10 protein-coding genes are annotated in these 15874 nt (G+C 70.0%); 4 read left to right on the plus strand and 6 right to left on the minus strand.

Translation table 11 applies throughout. From position 1 onward, the window contains the following. Positions 1–35 precede the first annotated feature (35 nt). Positions 36–1535, minus strand: a complete 1500-nt coding sequence (locus ACG3SL_RS12310) for a UxaA family hydrolase (RefSeq protein ID WP_448661433.1) — start codon at positions 1533–1535, stop codon at positions 36–38. 107 nt (positions 1536–1642) lie between these two features. On the opposite strand from ACG3SL_RS12310, the gene hppD reads away from it, so the two are divergent. Together hppD and hmgA are read left to right on the plus strand one after the other, a co-directional pair. Continuing rightward, on the plus strand, positions 1643–2686 hold the full coding sequence (gene hppD, locus ACG3SL_RS12315) for a 4-hydroxyphenylpyruvate dioxygenase (protein ID WP_448661434.1): 1044 nt from the start codon (positions 1643–1645) through the stop codon (positions 2684–2686). A gap of 324 nt (positions 2687–3010) precedes the next feature. After that, entirely contained in the window at positions 3011–4294 is a 1284-nt protein-coding gene (gene hmgA / locus ACG3SL_RS12320; protein ID WP_448661436.1) for a homogentisate 1,2-dioxygenase, read from the plus strand. Here hmgA and ACG3SL_RS12325 read toward each other — a convergent pair. From ACG3SL_RS12325 to ACG3SL_RS12345, 5 genes are read right to left on the minus strand one after another with little or no spacing between them, the layout of a single operon-like run. Continuing rightward, complete coding sequence (locus ACG3SL_RS12325) at positions 4291–5571, minus strand: MFS transporter (RefSeq protein ID WP_448661437.1); 1281 nt, start codon at positions 5569–5571, stop codon at positions 4291–4293. The two genes, hmgA and ACG3SL_RS12325, sit on opposite strands and share 4 nt — an antisense overlap. After that, on the minus strand, positions 5568–6335 hold the full coding sequence (locus tag ACG3SL_RS12330; protein ID WP_448661439.1) for an SDR family NAD(P)-dependent oxidoreductase: 768 nt from the start codon (positions 6333–6335) through the stop codon (positions 5568–5570). Before ACG3SL_RS12330 ends, ACG3SL_RS12325 begins: the two co-directional genes overlap by 4 nt. After that, positions 6332–7456 (minus strand): serine hydrolase domain-containing protein, encoded by a 1125-nt coding sequence (locus tag ACG3SL_RS12335; protein WP_448661440.1) that lies wholly within the window; start codon positions 7454–7456, stop codon positions 6332–6334. The genes ACG3SL_RS12330 and ACG3SL_RS12335 overlap by 4 nt, the downstream gene beginning before the upstream one ends. Positions 7457–7482: 26 nt before the next feature. After that, positions 7483–9582 (minus strand): TonB-dependent receptor, encoded by a 2100-nt coding sequence (locus tag ACG3SL_RS12340; RefSeq protein ID WP_448661441.1) that lies wholly within the window; start codon positions 9580–9582, stop codon positions 7483–7485. Between the two features lie 35 nt (positions 9583–9617). After that, positions 9618–10364: a GntR family transcriptional regulator gene (locus tag ACG3SL_RS12345; RefSeq protein WP_448661442.1), complete on the minus strand. Its 747-nt coding sequence runs from the start codon at positions 10362–10364 to the stop codon at positions 9618–9620. Between the two features lie 226 nt (positions 10365–10590). Here ACG3SL_RS12345 and ACG3SL_RS12350 point away from each other — a divergent pair, with 226 nt between their 5' ends. Beyond that, complete coding sequence (locus tag ACG3SL_RS12350) at positions 10591–14478, plus strand: contractile injection system tape measure protein (protein WP_448661443.1); 3888 nt, start codon at positions 10591–10593, stop codon at positions 14476–14478. Beyond that, positions 14465–15814 carry an ATP-binding protein gene (locus tag ACG3SL_RS12355; RefSeq protein WP_448661444.1) on the plus strand — a complete coding sequence of 450 codons (1350 nt, stop codon included), beginning with the start codon at positions 14465–14467 and terminating at the stop codon, positions 15812–15814. Before ACG3SL_RS12350 ends, ACG3SL_RS12355 begins: the two co-directional genes overlap by 14 nt. Positions 15815–15874 lie beyond the last annotated feature (60 nt).

Genomic DNA, 15874 nt, shown 5'->3' on the forward strand with positions numbered 1-15874 from the left:
AGCTGGGCCCCGGGACGGGCCCGTGGTGACGTTTGCTAGACCGTAACCCCCTGCTTCCACAGCGCGATTTCGCGCTCGCCGTTGCGCTCCGCCCGCGTCTCCGCGCCGGAGGCGACCGCCACCACCAGGTCGAGCAGCCGCGCGGTTGCGTCCTCCGCGCTTTCGCCCGCCAGCATCGGCCCGGCGTCGAAATCGATCCAGTTGGGCTTGCGCTCCGCCAGCCCGCTATTCGACGCGATCTTCACCGTCGGCGCGGGGAAGCCCATCGGTGTGCCGCGTCCCGTAGTGAACAGGATGATCGTTGCCCCCGCCGCCGTCAGCGCCGTGGAGGACACCGCATCGTTGCCCGGCGCCTCCAGCAGCGTCAGGCCATGCTCGCGCACCCGCTCGCCATAGCGCAGCACGTCGACCACCGTCGATCGCCCGGCCTTCTGCACCGCGCCCAGCGACTTTTCGTCCAGCGTCGTGATCCCGCCCGCCTTGTTGCCCGGCGAGGGGTTGTCATAGATCGGCTGGTCGTGCGCGATGAAATAGCGTTTGAAATCGTCCACCACGTCGCGGATCTTCGCGAACACGCCCTCGTCGCGGGCGCGCGCCATCAGGATGCGCTCGGCGCCGAAAATCTCGGGAATCTCGGTGAGCACCGGCGTACCCCCCGCCGCCGCCACGGCATCGGCGATACGCCCCACCAGCGGATTGGCGGTCACGCCCGAAAACCCGTCGGACCCGCCGCATTTGAGGCCGATCACCAGCTCGGACAGCGGCACCGGCTCGCGCAGGTCCTGCTCGGCGCGCGCGACCAGTTCCTCGATCATGGCGAGGCCGGTTTCATATTCGTCGGCCACCATCTGGGTGGTGAAGGACCGCAGCCGCTCCGGCTCGACGTCGGGGGCGGCCTTGAGCAGTGCCTTCAACTGGTTGTTCTCGCACCCCAGCCCGACGACCAGCACGCCGCCGGCATTAGGATGCTGCACCAGCGCCGCGAGCAGTTCGCGCGTGTGGTCGAGATCGTCGCCCAGCTGCGAGCAGCCGAACGGGTGCGGGAAGGCGTGGATGCCGTCCACGCGACCGGCAAAGCGCGCATTGGCCAGCTCCGCCAGCCGCCGCGACGTCGCGCCGACACAGCCGACGGTGCAGACGATCCAGATCTCGTTGCGCGTCCCCACCCGGCCATTGGCGCGGCGATAGCCCTGAAAGGTGCGGACCGCGCCGGACGCCATCGCCTCGGCGGGCTGGGGGCGATAGACATAGTCCTCTACGCCTTCCAGCAGCGTCGCGACATTGTGGACATGGACATGGTCGCCCGCCGCGATCGCCTGCGTCGCGCGGCCGATCGGCCAGCCGAACTTCACCACTTCCGCACCCTGGGCGATCGGTCGGATCGCGACCTTGTGCCCCCTGGGCACGTCGCTGCCCAGCGTCAGGGCACCCAATGGCCCCTGCACCTGCTCGCCTGCGCCCAGATCGCGTAGTGCGGTGGCGACATCGTCCTTGGGATCGACGCGATGGAGTGCGGGCAGGATCTGGGCGTGCATGGCCGATCCTATAGGCGCTTCCGCCGCGCGCCGCCAAGCGCCGTGCGTTGACGTTGGTGCCGAACCATGCGAGATAGTATCCATTGTTACTATTCAGGGCGCCGCCGATGACTGTCGATCCGACCAACCCGCTGGGCCTCAACGGCTTCGAGTTCGTGGAGTTCACCTCGCCCGACCCGGAGGCGATGGCGCGCCAGTTCGAACAGCTCGGCTTCGTCGCCACGCATCGCCATCCGTCCAAGAACATCACCCGGTTCAAGCAGGGCCGCATCAACCTGATGCTCAACCGCGATGCCGATGGTCGCGTGGCGCAGTTCCGCAACGAACATGGCGCCTCCGCCAGCGCGATGGCGTTCCGCGTCGCCGATCCAGCCAAGGCGATGGAATGGGCGCTGGCGCACGGCGCGCAGCCGACCGAGGAGGACGATACCGTCATCCAGGGCATTGGCGGCTCGTACCTCTATTTCATGGCCGACGGCGCCGATCCCTATGCCGACTGGGCGGAATTCCCCGGCTGGCGCGAGGCGGAGGCGGCGAACAATGTCGGGCTCGACCTGCTCGACCACCTCACCCACAATGTCCGGCGCGGCCAGATGCGGGTGTGGTCCGAATTCTACAAGACGCTGTTCGGGTTCGAGGAACAGAAGTATTTCGACATCAAGGGCAAGGCCACGGGCCTGTTCAGCCAGGCGATGATCGCCCCCGACAAGGCGATCCGCATCCCGCTGAACGAAAGCCAGGACGACAACAGCCAGATCGAGGAATTCCTGCGCGAATACAAGGGCGAAGGCATCCAGCATCTCGCGCTCACCACCGACGACATCTACGACACGGTCGAGCGCCTGCGCGCGCGCGGTGTGCGGCTGCAGGACACGATCGAGACCTATTACGAGCTGGTCGACAAGCGCGTGCCCGGGCACGGCGAGGACCTGGAGCGGCTGCGCAAGAACCGCATCCTGATCGACGGATCGGTGGAGAATGACGAGGGCATCCTGCTCCAGATCTTCACCGAGACCATGTTCGGCCCGATCTTTTTCGAGATCATCCAGCGCAAGGGCAATGAAGGGTTCGGCAACGGCAATTTCCAGGCGCTGTTCGAGAGCATCGAACTCGACCAGATCCGCCGCGGCGTGATCCAGGTCGACGCTTGATTTGATTCACGCGAAGGCGCGAAGACGCGAAGGGGTTTAAGAAATGTTCGCGCAGAGGCGCGGAGGGCGCAGAGGCGAAGGGCTTGCCGCGACAGCGGCACTTCTTTCCCGGGGAGCCGCAGACAGAGCCGCTGACGCGGCGGCGTCACCTCCCACCCCTCTGCGCCCTCCGCGCCTCTGCGCGAACCACTTTCTTCTCTTCTCGCGCCATCGCGAGCACACAGGTCGGAGAGGGAGAGAGCCGGGGGTGCCCGCCGCAGGACGACAGGCACACCCCGGCCCACCCTCCGCTCGCGCGGCAGGACATAGGAGGATGCAACGGCGATGACCGACTATTTCCCCGGCTTCGGCAACCATGTCTCGACCGAAGCGGTGCCCGGCGCGCTGCCGGTGGCCCGCAATTCGCCGCAGCGTCCCGCCTTCGGCCTCTATGCCGAGCAGCTGAGCGGCACTGCCTTCACCGCGCCCCGGCACGAGAACCGCCGGTCGTGGCTGTACCGCCTGCGCCCCAGTGCCGAGCATCCGCCGTTCGTGCCCTATGCCGGCGCCCCGCGCTTTGCGCCCGCCGTGCCCGATGCACCGCTCGCCCCCAACCGCCTCCGCTGGGACCCCATCCACGCCCCCGCCGATCCGGTCGACCTGATCGACGGGATGACGACGATGCTCGTCACGCGCCCGCCCGCCGAACTGACGGGCGTAGCGCTGCATCTCTATGCCGCGAACCGCGACATGACCGACCGCGCGTTCATGGATGCCGATGGCGAATTGCTGTTCGTGCCGCAGGCGGGGCGGCTGACGCTGCTGACCGAGCTGGGGCGGATCGACATCGCGCCGGGGCAGATCGCGCTGGTGCCGCGCGGCGTCCGCTTTCGCGCGCTGCTGCCCGATGGCGCGGCGCGGGGCTATGTCGCGGAGAATCACGGGGCGCTGTTCCGCCTGCCCGAACTGGGCCCGATCGGCGCCAACGGCCTTGCCAACCCGCGCGATTTCGAAGTGCCGGCGGCGTGGTTCGAGGATCGCGACGCGCCGTTCGAACTGGTCCAGAAATCGTTGGGCAGCCTGTGGACGACGACGCTCGACCATTCCCCGCTCGACGTGGTGGCATGGCACGGCACTCTGGCGCCGTGGCGCTATGATCTCGCGCGGTTCAACACGATGGGCACGGTCAGCTTCGACCATCCCGATCCGTCGATCTTCACGGTGCTGACGTCGCCCAGCGACGTGCCGGGGCGCGCCAATGCCGATTTCGTGATCTTCCCGCCGCGCTGGATGGTGGCGGAGGACACGTTCCGCCCGCCCTGGTTCCACCGCAACATCATGTCGGAGGCGATGGGGCTGATCCACGGTGCCTATGACGCAAAGGCCGATGGCTTCGCGCCGGGCGGGCTCTCGCTCCACAACCTCATGGCCGGGCACGGGCCCGATGTCGCCAGCTGGCAGGGCGCGACCGATGCGACGCTGGCGCCGCACAAGATCGACGGCACCATGGCCTTCATGCTCGAGAGCTGCTGGCCCTATCGCCCGACCGACCATGCGCTGAACCATGCCCAGCCCGATTACGACGCGGCATGGGCGGGCTTTCCCAAGGCGCGGTTGCCGGTCGCCTAACGCGCCGCCGCGAAGGGCGCGCGGCTGGCCAGCGCCAGCCACGCCCCTGCCACCGCCAGCACCGGGACCGCGAGCAGCAACGCCGTGTCCAGCCCCTCCAGCCGATCGCTCAGCAGCCCGATCAGCGGCGGCCCTAGCCCGACCCCGACAAGGGTCGTGACCGCCAGGAACATCGCCGTCACGGTCCCGCGCACCCGATCCGGCGCCAGCATCTGCAAGCCCGCCAGCGATGCCGGGGCCGCGAGCGTCAGGCAAAAGGTGAGTGCCCCGTAAGCCCCCAGCGAGAGCGGCAGGCTGCGCGCCGTCGCGAAAACAACAAGCGCCGGGATGGCGGCGATCAGCCCCAGCGCGATCACCGGCGCCCCCGGCGACCGCGCGCCGCGCGCCTGGAATGCGTCGGTCAGCATGCCTCCCGCCAGATGCCCGAGCGGCGCGGCGATCAGCGTGGCAGTGCCCACGGCATAGCCCGCCTGTGACGCACCAAGCGACAGGAAGCGCGCGTAAAAGGCCGGGGCCCAGGCCGCGATCGACTGAATCAGCAGCACGACGATCGCCGATGCGCCGACATGGGTGGCAAAGGCGGTGCGCCGGCTGCGGATATGCGCGAACGCAGCCCCGAAGCTGGGGCCACCGACCTCCCGCCCCCGCGCCGGCTCGCGCACGCTGAGCAGCAGTGCCGCCATCGCCAACCCCGGCAGCCCCATCAGCACAAAGGTCGCCTGCCACGGCGCCAGCACTTCCCCGCCCGGCAGCGCCAGCCCGCCCGCCAAAGTCACCGCCGCCAGCACAGCGCCGCCACCGATCAGCGCCGCGCTCTTGCCCAGCGACGCGCCGGCGGTGAACAGCGACACCGCCCGCCCCAGCTGGCGCGGCGGGAAAATCGCGGCGAGCAGCGACATGGCGGCGGGCACCAGCGCGGCCTCGCCGAATCCCACCGCGACCCGCGCGGCGAACAGCGTGCCGAACGTGTCCGCCAGCCCGCACGCCATCGTCGCGACGCTCCAGAGCACCATCCCCGCGACGATCAGGTTGCGGCGATGCACCCGGTCCGCCATCCGCCCCAGCGGCACTGCGACCACGGCATAGAGCAGCGCGAATCCCGTCCCCTGCAGCAGGCCGAGTTGCAGGTCGCTGAGGCGAAGCGCGGCCTTTACCGGCTCCGCCACCAGGCTGAGCAGGAAGCGATCGACGAACGACAACAGGTGCGCGCCCGCCAGCAGCAGCGCGACGTACCAGCCATAGCCCGTGGCGCCCGGCGCGCGCGGCGCTTCGTTCATCCGATCGCCGCCGACACGCCCTCGTCCGCCAGCCAGGTCGCGCCGTGCACCGGCGCGGCGGCGTCGGACAGGAGGAACAGGACGATGTTCGCGATGTCGCGCGCGTCGCTGAATACCGTGCCGCTGGGAGTCAGCCGCGCCATCGCGGCCACGGCATCGGCATCGGCGCGGACGGCGGCATTCATCGGCGTCGCGGTGTTGCCGGGGGCGACGGCGTTGACGCGGATGCCCTCGGGCGCGAGTTCGGCGCCCAGCGTGCGGGTGAGCATCGCCACCGCCGCCTTGCTCGCGCAATAGAGTGCGAAGCTGCGCACCCCGACCTGTCCCGCGACCGAGCCGATCGACACGATCCGCCCGCCCCCGCGCCGACGCATCGCCGGCACCGCCGCCTGGATGCTGTTCCACACGCCCAGCACATTGGTATCGATCAGCCGTTCGCCATCCACCGCCGCCGTTTCTCCTGCCGGCGTGGGCAGGAACAGGCCCGCCGCATTGACGAGCAGGTCGATGCTGCCGCTGGCGCTTTCAACGTCAGCGACCAGCGCGTCGAGCGCGGCGGGATCGCGCACATCGGCGACATGCGCGCTGGCGCTGCCCGCTGCCGCTTCGATGAAGTCGACCACCGCCTGCGCCTTTGCCAGGTCGGCGCTTGCCACCACCGCGACCTGCGCGCCGCGCAGCGCCAGTGCCTCCGCGACGGCTCGACCGATGCCCGAGCTGCCCCCGGTGACGATCGCCACCCTGCCTGCGAAATCCTGGGTCATGCGTACACTGCCTCCACCAACGCCGCGCACCGATCGCCCAGCCCGCCGCCGGCGCACATGCGCGAGGGGCTGTAGGCAAAGGCGATGCGATTCTCGACATCCGCGAAGCCCAGCGCCCCACCCGCACCGGGATGGCCAAAGGCGCGCGGATTGGCGCCCATCGGCGAGAATTGCGGCTCGTTCAGGAAAAAGCCGCGCGCGTAGCGGAACGTGCGCCCGGTCATCGCGCACGGGCCGAACCAGCTTTGCGCACGCATCCGCTCGATCGTCTCCGCCCTCATCAACCGCACGCCGCCGATCGTGCCGCCGCATGCCAGCGCGGCATAGATGCGGGCGACCGCGCGCGCGTTGCCATGCCCGTTGGTGCTGGGCATCACGCCGCTGCGCATCCGCGCGTCGTTATAGTGATCGGGCGAGGCGGGTCGCATCCGCCATGCGCGCCCCATCGGCGTCGCCGGGTCGCGCGATTGGGTGAAGGTGTGGCTGTCGGGATTGGCGATCACGTCCGCCACCCGTGCCGGATCGGCGCCGCGCGTGCCATAGCCATAATCGACGCCCAGCGGCCCGGCGATGTCCTGTTCCAGGAAATCCTCGACCCGGCGGCCGTCCACGCGCCGCACGATCTCGCCGACCAGATAGCCAAGGCTGGCGGAGTGATAGCCATGGTCGCTCCCCGGCACCCACGCCGGCGCCTGCGCGGCATAGGCGGCGACCATCACGTCCCAGTCGAACCCCGCACCCGTCGGCGCGGCATCGGCATAGAGCAGCCCGGCGCGTCCGCTCACCAGCATGTCGACCGTGATCGCACCCTTGCCGTTCGCCGCGAACTCCGGCCAGTAGCGCGCGACCGGCGCGTCGATATCGATCCGCCCGCGATCGACCAGCATCCACAGGCACAGCGCGGCCATGCCCTTTCCCACCGACATCATGCAGACGATCGTGTCGCGCCGCCATGGCCGCGTCCCCGCCGCATCCGCCCATCCGCCCCACAGGTCCACCAGCTTTTGGCCGCGCCGATAGACGCACACGGCAGCCCCCTGTTCGCCGCGATGCCGGAAGTTGTCGGCGAACGCGTCGCGGACCGCGGCAAACTCTGGTACGCAATATCCTTCGATCCGCATGCCTGTTCCCGGGTTCACCGGTTCCTTCAATAGCGGCCCACCAGCCGTACGCCATAGACTCGTGGCTCACCGACCCGCCCGACAATGCCCGATGCAAAGCCGGCGGTGCTGGTGACATAGCGGCGATCGGTCAGGTTGCGCCCGAACAGCATCACGTCATAGCGTCCGCCCGGCAGCGTATAGCCCAGCGTCGCCTGCAACAGGCCATAGGGCGCCTGCTGGTCGAGCCCGCTGTTCGCCGCCGTGAAATACTGCCGGCTGCGATAGCTCCATTCGCCCCGCGCGAACGCCGATCCCCGCGCGACGGGCAACGTCACTTGCCCATACACCGTGTATGACCATCGCGGCGCCAGGTTCAGCCGGTTTCCCGTGGCGTCGAACAACACGTTCCCCGGCCCCAGCGCCCCCCGATAATTGCGATAGCGCGCGTCGAGATAGGCCAGGTTGGCGCCGATCCGCGCCCATGGCACGGGCTGGTACACGCTTTCCAGCTCAGCGCCCTCGACCCTGGCGTCCGACGCATTGGTGATGTCGATCACCCCCGGCGACAGAAACGACTGCACCTGCAGGTTGCGGTACGCATAATGGAATGCCGCCAGGCTCAGCCGCAGGCGATGGCCCATCAGGTCGAACTTGGCGCCGCCTTCGTAACTCCACAGCGTCTCGGGCGCGAAGCCCTGTGCCGGGTTGGCGCTGGCAAAGTTGAACCCGCCCGATTTGAATCCCTTGGTCGCGCTGGCATACAGCAGAATGTCGGGCGCGGGGCGATATTCGATCGCCAGCTTGGGCGTCCACGCGCGATACTGCCCGCGCAGCGTGTAGCCGCGCGGAAAGCCGGCGCCCTGCGCGCCGGTGGCGGCGTTCACCTGATCCGCGACCTGATCGAAATCCTTGCGCTCGTCGGTGTAGCGTACCCCGGCGGACAGCGTCACGCGCCCCAGCGCATAGGAAAGCTGGCCGAATCCCGCGATCGCGCGCGTCTCGATCAGCGGGGTGTAGGTCACGCGGTTGGTCGCGAAACTGGTCACGGTCGATCGGACCTGGATCGTCTCGGTGAAATAATAAGCGCCAAGGATATAGCCAAGCGCGCCCGCCGTGCCGGCCAGCGTCGTCTCCTGCGAAAACTGGTGCTGCGCCTCGAACTGGTCGGTGCGGCGAATGTTCAGCGCGGACGCATCGGTATCGGACACCGCGACCAGCCGGCTCTCGCGATAGCCGGTCAGCGACTTGAGCGTGGCGCTGCCCAGCGCATAGCTGATGTCAGCCGCCACGCCCTTCTGCCTGCGCTGCGACGCGGGCGTGATGTTGGTGGCGATGGTGCCCAGATCGCCCAGCACGCTGTTCGCCACCGGATCGGCGGCGGGCTGGAGCAGCTTCACATAGCCGGCAAGATGATCGTCCGACCGCAGATAATCGCCGCGCACGATGATCTCCAGCGGTACGGCGGGGGTATAGCGCAGCTGCGCCCGCACGCCGACGCTGCGCTCGTCATCGGCATCCTCGCCGCCGTCCGCGATATTGTCGAGATAGCCGTCGCGGCGCGTGCCGAGCAGCGCGACCGATGCGGCAAGCACCCCCGGCACGATCGGCCCGCTGACATACGCCTCGCCGCGCAACAGCCCGTAATTGCCGGCGGTCGCCTGCGCCTGCGCCGACACGGTGTCGCCCGGCACACGGCTGACAATGCGGATCGTGCCGCCCACGGCGTTGCGGCCATACAGCGTCCCCTGCGGGCCGCGCAGCACCTCGACGCGCTCGACGTCTAGGAAATTGGCGAGATAGGCCGCCGGGCGGGCGAGATAGACGCCGTCCAGGCTGATCGTGGTCGACGGATCGGAGCCGCCGAACACGTTGTTCGATCCGATGCCGCGGATATAGACCTGCCCGAACGCCGCGTTCTGCGTCACTTGCAGGTTCGGGGTCAGCGTCGCGAGGTCGCGAATGTCCTTCGCCCCGGTGCGCATCAGCGTCTCCGCATCGAACGCGGTCACGGCAAGGGCGGTGTCCTGAAGGCGGGTTTCGCCCGCGCGCGTGGCGGTGACCACGATCTGCGGCATCGCGTCGGCCGGCTGCGTATTCTGCGCGCGCGCGACTGCCGGATACAGCGCCCCGGCAGCGATCTGCACCAGTATCGAGGGGAGACCCCTGCGGCGCGCGGCGCTCACTGGGCGACGGGGCCCCGCTCCGGGACCAGCAACGCCTGGCACCACCCGGCGTGATGCCGCATGATCGCCTCTGCCGAGGCGCCATCGCCTGCCAGCACGGCATCGGTGATCCGCGCATAATCGGCGATATAGCGATCGACGTGCCGTTCGAGATCGATCGCGCGCGCCAGCAGCCGGTTCCAATATTCGACGTTCAGCGCCCCGAACACGAAATCGACATGCGGGCGTTCGCCGATGGCGTGCATGACATGGTGATAGTCGTTGATCGCGAGATAGAATCCATGGCGCGGCGCAACGGCACGCGCGGCACGGATACACTCCATCGCCATCCCCACGCGCTGCGCCGCATCGCCATCGTTGACGCGCGCCGCCGCCGCGCGCAGCCCGACAGCGGCGACCAGCGCGTTCACTTCGCACACTGCGGCCAGGTCGGCACGGTTCATCACCCGCAGCCGCGCCCCGCGATCGGGCGACAGTTCCACCAGCCCCTGCCCGGCCAGCACCGCCAGCGCCTCGCGCACCGGCGCCCGGCTCACGCCCAGCCGATTGGCTACCTCCAGCGCGACGATGCGGCCCCCGGCCTCCATCTCGCCGCGATCCAGCGAGTCCATCAACACCGCATAGACCTGTTGCGCGAGCGACGTCTTGGCCGCGCCGTGCGCCGGCCCGGTGCCGAAAATGGCGGAGCCGACTGCGGCAATCCCGCCGCCCTCCTCTTCGTGCCCGATCGCCCAGTGCCGCATGTCGTATTCCCAAATGTCCCAGCGCGCCGGAGCGATGCCGCCCGCGCCCCAAAGCGTGCGCCTTAGCGCCGACGGCCGTCAGCGAACATAGTGCGCGCGTGCCTCGGCACTCGGTCCGTCTCAAATTGCGGCGGCAAGCCTACCTTTCGCAGTCCGAAACGGACAGACCGCCGGTTGACGGCGTGCAGGTTGCGGGGTCCACTGGCCCGCGCCCTATGGAGGCCGCATGGCCCACCGATCGTCCTTGCCCGCCGTGCCGGAAATGCAGCACCATGTCGGTCGCATCGCGATCGACGTGACCGCGCCTTCGCTCGGCGATGCGCTGGTCGTCCGGGCACGCGTGGAGGACATCGCCGCCACCCACTTTCCCGCCGCGATCGCGCGGGTGTTCGATGCCGCAACGTCCGACGATACGCATATCGAGATCGATCGCATCGACATCGATCTGGGCAGGATTGCCGCCGACAAGATCGAGGCCGACGTGCCCGCCGCGCTGGAACGCGCGCTTGGCGATGCGCTCCGCGACCTGTTGCGGGTCCAGGCGACCGGTCCCGGTGCAACACCGGCACGCTACCTCTCGCACGCCCGCGCCGAAATCACCGATTTCGAATATTACCTGGTCCACGGCGTGGCGCGGATGGGCGCGCGCGCGGAGGCGCCAGTGCAGGCCTTTCGCCGGCTGCTCGATCAGCCGGCGGCGCTGGTGGAGATGCTGCGCCGGAACGCGCAGGATCGCCGCGCACTGGAACGGCTGGTCCTCCAGCTGGGCGAGCGCGAGCTTCGCGCGCTGCTGCGCCAGCTTGCCCCGGCGGACGCCGCGCTGATCCTGCGCTATCACGCCGCGCTGCACGGGCTGGTGCGCCAGTCCGAGACCGCGCTGTCCGAACCCGCGATGCGGCGCGCCTTCTGGATGCTGTCGCTCGAATATCTGCTGCGCGAGCCCGGAAGCCAGTTCAACCGGCGGACCTTCGTCGCGCACCTGCTGCACGGCATCGCCACCGCGCACGGCATCAGCTATGCCGCGATGCTCGGCCTGATCGAACGCGCACTGGAACATACGCGGCGCCAGCGCCCGCTCAGCGGATCGCTTCCCTCGGTGCTCCACGCGCTGATCGCGGAGCAGGTCCCGTCCGCCGCCGACGCACCCTCCGCTGCCGATGGCGCGGACACGCTCGAACGCCGTTTGCGGGCCGCCGCGCGCGAGCCTGCCCGCCTGTCCGCGATGGTCCGCCTGCTCGATGCGGAGACCTTTGCCCGGATCGTCCAGCGGCTGGAGCCCGCCCATGCCGCCGCGATCCTCGCCCATCTCGACGGCCTGGCCCAGTTGCATGCCGGTCGCAAGCTGCTGGCGCTGTCGCAGCGTGGCTTTGTGCATTGGCTGTGGCTGCTCACGATCCGCCACCTGCTCCGCGATGCCGGATCGCGCTTCAATCGGCGCAGCTGGCTTGAGCGGCTGCTGCGCCGCATGGCCGCGATCGGCGGCGTATCCTATGCGTTCCTGCTGGACGGGCTGGGCCAGGCGCTGGCCGTGCTGCGGCGCCAGACCCCGCTGGCCGGATCGCTGCCGATCGCGCTGGCCGATCTGGCCGCGGACCTCGCGCTGGCGCCCCTGCCCGACGATGACGGAGCGATTGCCGAACGCCTGCTGCGCTACCGTGACGACGACCGCGCTGTCGCCGCGCTGCTGGCCGGGCTCTCGCGCGCGGCATTCGCCGCCGTGCTTGCCCGGCTGGCGCCGGATGGCGCCCCCGGCCTGCGCGCCGCGATCGACGCACTGTGTGAAGCGCAGGACCACGCCCCGCTCGCCCCCCTGTCGCCCCAGGCATGGGAGCAGCGGCTGTGGCTGGCGGCGTTCCGCGCGCTCCATCCAGCGGCGGGGGCAGCCACGCAGCGCAAGCGGTTTGCCGCCGCACTGGCGCAGATTCCCGGCGTCGACGCCGCACGCATTGATGCCTGTCTGGGCGGGGGCGCCGGCGCCCTCCCTATCGTCGCGCCCACGCTGGCGACAGTGCTTGCGCAGCGCGACGCCGCCACTGCCGGCGCGGTGCGCGCCGACATCGCGCTCCTCGCCGGAATCCACGCCGCCGCGCCGCTGTCCGCGCTCGACCATGCCCGCTTCCGGGCGCTGGCGGAGACGCTCGCGGCGCATGCGCTACAGGCCAGCGGCACATGGGATCGCCGCGCGTTTCGGCGGGCGCTGCTGCGGGGGGTCGCCACGCATGACGGGCCACAGCGCGCGGCACCGCTAAACTGGACGACCCTGGAGCGGATGGGCGCGGAAATCGCGGCGGACAGCCGGCCCGCGCTGTTGGCGGCGGCCGAGACTTTCCTGCGGACCGGCACACCCTCTGCCTTCGGGCCCCGGCTGGTGGAGTGCGCCCGCGCCGATCCGCGCGGCTTCGCGGCGCTGTTACGCAGGCTGAGCGTGGCGCACTCGGGGCGGACGGCGGCGCTGCGCCAGCGCCTGCTGCTGTGGATGCTGCCGGAAGAGATCGTCGCGGTGCTGCTGCCCGAGGATTCGGGGCACGCCGCGACGCTCGCCGCCGCCCTTGCCGATGCGGCGGCGGATACGCTTGCCGCCGGTTGGGCGCAGGTGCTGGATGCCGCGCTCAACGATGCAGTCGCGGCGCTTGCGCCACCGCCCGCCGCGCTGCTGGGCGGGCCGGACCGGGTGGCGATCCTGCGCCATTGGCTCGATCGCGGCAGCCTGCCCTGGTGGGCGCAGGATCGCCTACGCGTCGATGCCGTGGCGGCATGGCTGGACGCCGCATCGGGCGCGGCGCTGGCGACGTTGCTCGCGGACGGCGACGCGGCGCAGACTGCCCTTCGGCTGCACCGCGCCCTGTCGCAGCTGGGAACCCGCCGGGGCGCGGCCCTGCTGGCAAAGCTCGCCCCCGAATGCATCGGCACCGCCGACACCGCGCACATCCGCGCCGTCGCGACTGCGCTGTGCGGCGCGGCGGCTGTGGAGGACGGTGCACCGCTTTCCACGCGCCCCGCCCCCGCGCCCGAGACACCGCCCCCGGCTGCGGTTGACGACGATGCGGCGCTGCTCCGCTGGCTCGCGGGCGGGGACGCCGACGCCCCGGCTGCGCACCGTGCGCGCTGGTTGCGGCGCATCGCCACCCTCGCCGATCGCGGCGACCCCGCGCTGGACGTGGCGCTTCGGCAAGGGCTGGCGCTGCCCGAAGCGCGGGCGCGCTGGGCGGAGCAATTGCCCGAGGAAATCCTGACGCGCATCGTTTATCGGCTGGCCCCGGCACGCGCGCGCTTGCTGCTCGATGCCGGCGCGCTGCTGGCCCAGGCATGGCGACGCGCGGCGCCGGCGGAGGCGCATCGGGCCCGCGCCGAAGTCGCCGCGCTGCTGCTCGCGCTGGTGGCGGCGGAGCCCATCCCCGCGCCACGCACCGCCATAGAGCAGTTGCTGGAGCGCGTGGCCCAGCGCGCCGGCAGTCATGCCCCCGCGCTGCGCTCGCAGGCGGTCGCACTGACTCGCCAGGGCCAGCATGCCGAATTGCAGGCCGCGATCCGCGCCCGCCATGCCCCTTCGCCCCCCGATCGCCCCACCGCCCCCATCGACGCCCCCGCCGGAGATGCCGCCTTGCCCCTCTATATCGCCAATGCCGGACTCGTCCTGCTGCACCCCTATCTCCCGCGATTGTTCGAGCAGCTCGGCGTGCTTGCGCCCGATGCCGAGGGGCGACTGCGCATTGCCGCGGGGGACGCCGCCACGCGCGCGGTCCACACGCTGCAATATCTGGTGGACCAGCGGCTCGATGCGCCGGAGCCCGAGCTGGCGCTCAACAAGCTGCTGTGCGGCCTGCCGATCGACACTCCCGTCGCGCCGTCGACCGTGCTGGAGGAGGCAGACCTTGCGCTGTGCGCATCGCTGACGACAGCGGTCCTCGCCAATTGGCCTGCGCTCAACAACAGCTCGCCCGATGCGCTGCGCGAGACCTTTCTCCAGCGCGCCGGTCGGATCGCCAAGAGCGAGGATCGCTGGACCATCACGGTCGAGCGCCGGACGCTCGACGTGCTGGTCGATCAGATCCCGTGGGGCTTCCGGCTGATGTTCCACCCATGGATGGAGGAGCCCCTGCATGTCGAATGGTGAGGCGCAAACGGCAGCATTGGCGCGCGAACTGGCCTGGCTCGCGGACGTGCTGGAGGCACGCTTTGCCACCTATGCCGATGGGGATGCCGGCGCCCCTGTGCTGCGCGCGCCGCCAGAGCTGGCCGACGGCGCCGATCGCTTCGCGGCGGTCGTGCGTGGCGCCGGGCTGGGCGCCGCCGAACGGCTGGTCTTCATCCTCGCGCTCGCGCCGCATGTCGCGCCCGCCGCGCTCGACGCCTTCCTGCTCCAGAACCAGGCGACCGGGCGGCGGTTCACCGAATTCGGCGGCGTGCCGGGGCAGGACCATGCCGGTTTCCTGCCGACGCTGGAGACCGCGCTGTTCCTGCTCGGCGGTGCCGATCTGGCCGCGCGATCCGGGGCGCTGGCGTTGTTCGATCCCGACGCTCCCTTGCTGCGGCGCGGGCTGGTGCTGCTCGACCAGCGCCATTCCGAGGAGCCCGCCGCCGCCGCGATGCTGCGCCCCGCCCCGGACCCGCTCGAACGCGTGCTGACCGGACGCGACTCCACGCTGTCCCCCAGCGCGCATTTCCCGGCCGAGCGGATCACGACGCCGCTCGACTGGTCCGACCTGGTGCTCGATCCCGGCACCGCCACCAAGATCGCCGAGATCGGCGCATGGATCACCCACGCCCGCACGCTGATGGACGATTGGGGGCTCGGGTATCGGCTCAAGCCCGGCTATCGCTGCCTGTTCCATGGCGGCCCGGGGACGGGCAAGACGCTCACCGCCGCGCTGCTGGGCAAGCATCACGGCTTGCCGGTGTACCGCGTCGATCTGTCGCGCATCGTCTCCAAATGGATCGGCGAGACCGAGAAAAACCTGGCCGGGCTGTTCGACCATGCCCAGGACCGCAACTGGATCCTGTTCTTCGACGAGGCAGAGGCGCTGTTCGGCAAACGGACCGAAGGCAGCACCGCCAACGATCGCTCCGCCAACCAGCAGATCGCCTATCTGCTGCAGCGGCTGGAGGCATTTCCCGGCGTGGTGATCCTGTCCACCAATCTGCGCAACCATATGGACGAGGCATTTGCCCGCCGTTTCCAGTCCTCGGTGTTCTTTCCCATGCCCGATGTGGCGGCGCGCACCCGGCTGTGGCGCGACATGTTCTGCGGCCAGCGTTTCGCAGTCGCCGCCGATGTCGATTTCGAGCAGCTGGCGGCGGACCATGCGATGGCGGGCGGCGCGATCGTCAACGTCCTGCGCCACGCCTGTCTGCGCGCCGTCATGCGCGGCGATGCCCGCATCGAAATCGCCGACATCACCAGCGGCATCCGCGAAGAGTTTCGCAAGGAAGGCCGGTACGAAACGCAATAACATTCGCGGACACTGCGCATTTATTATACAAATGAACAGCGGTTTCGGATCAATTTACCT

It is taken from the genome of Sphingomonas degradans (assembly GCF_053502645.1).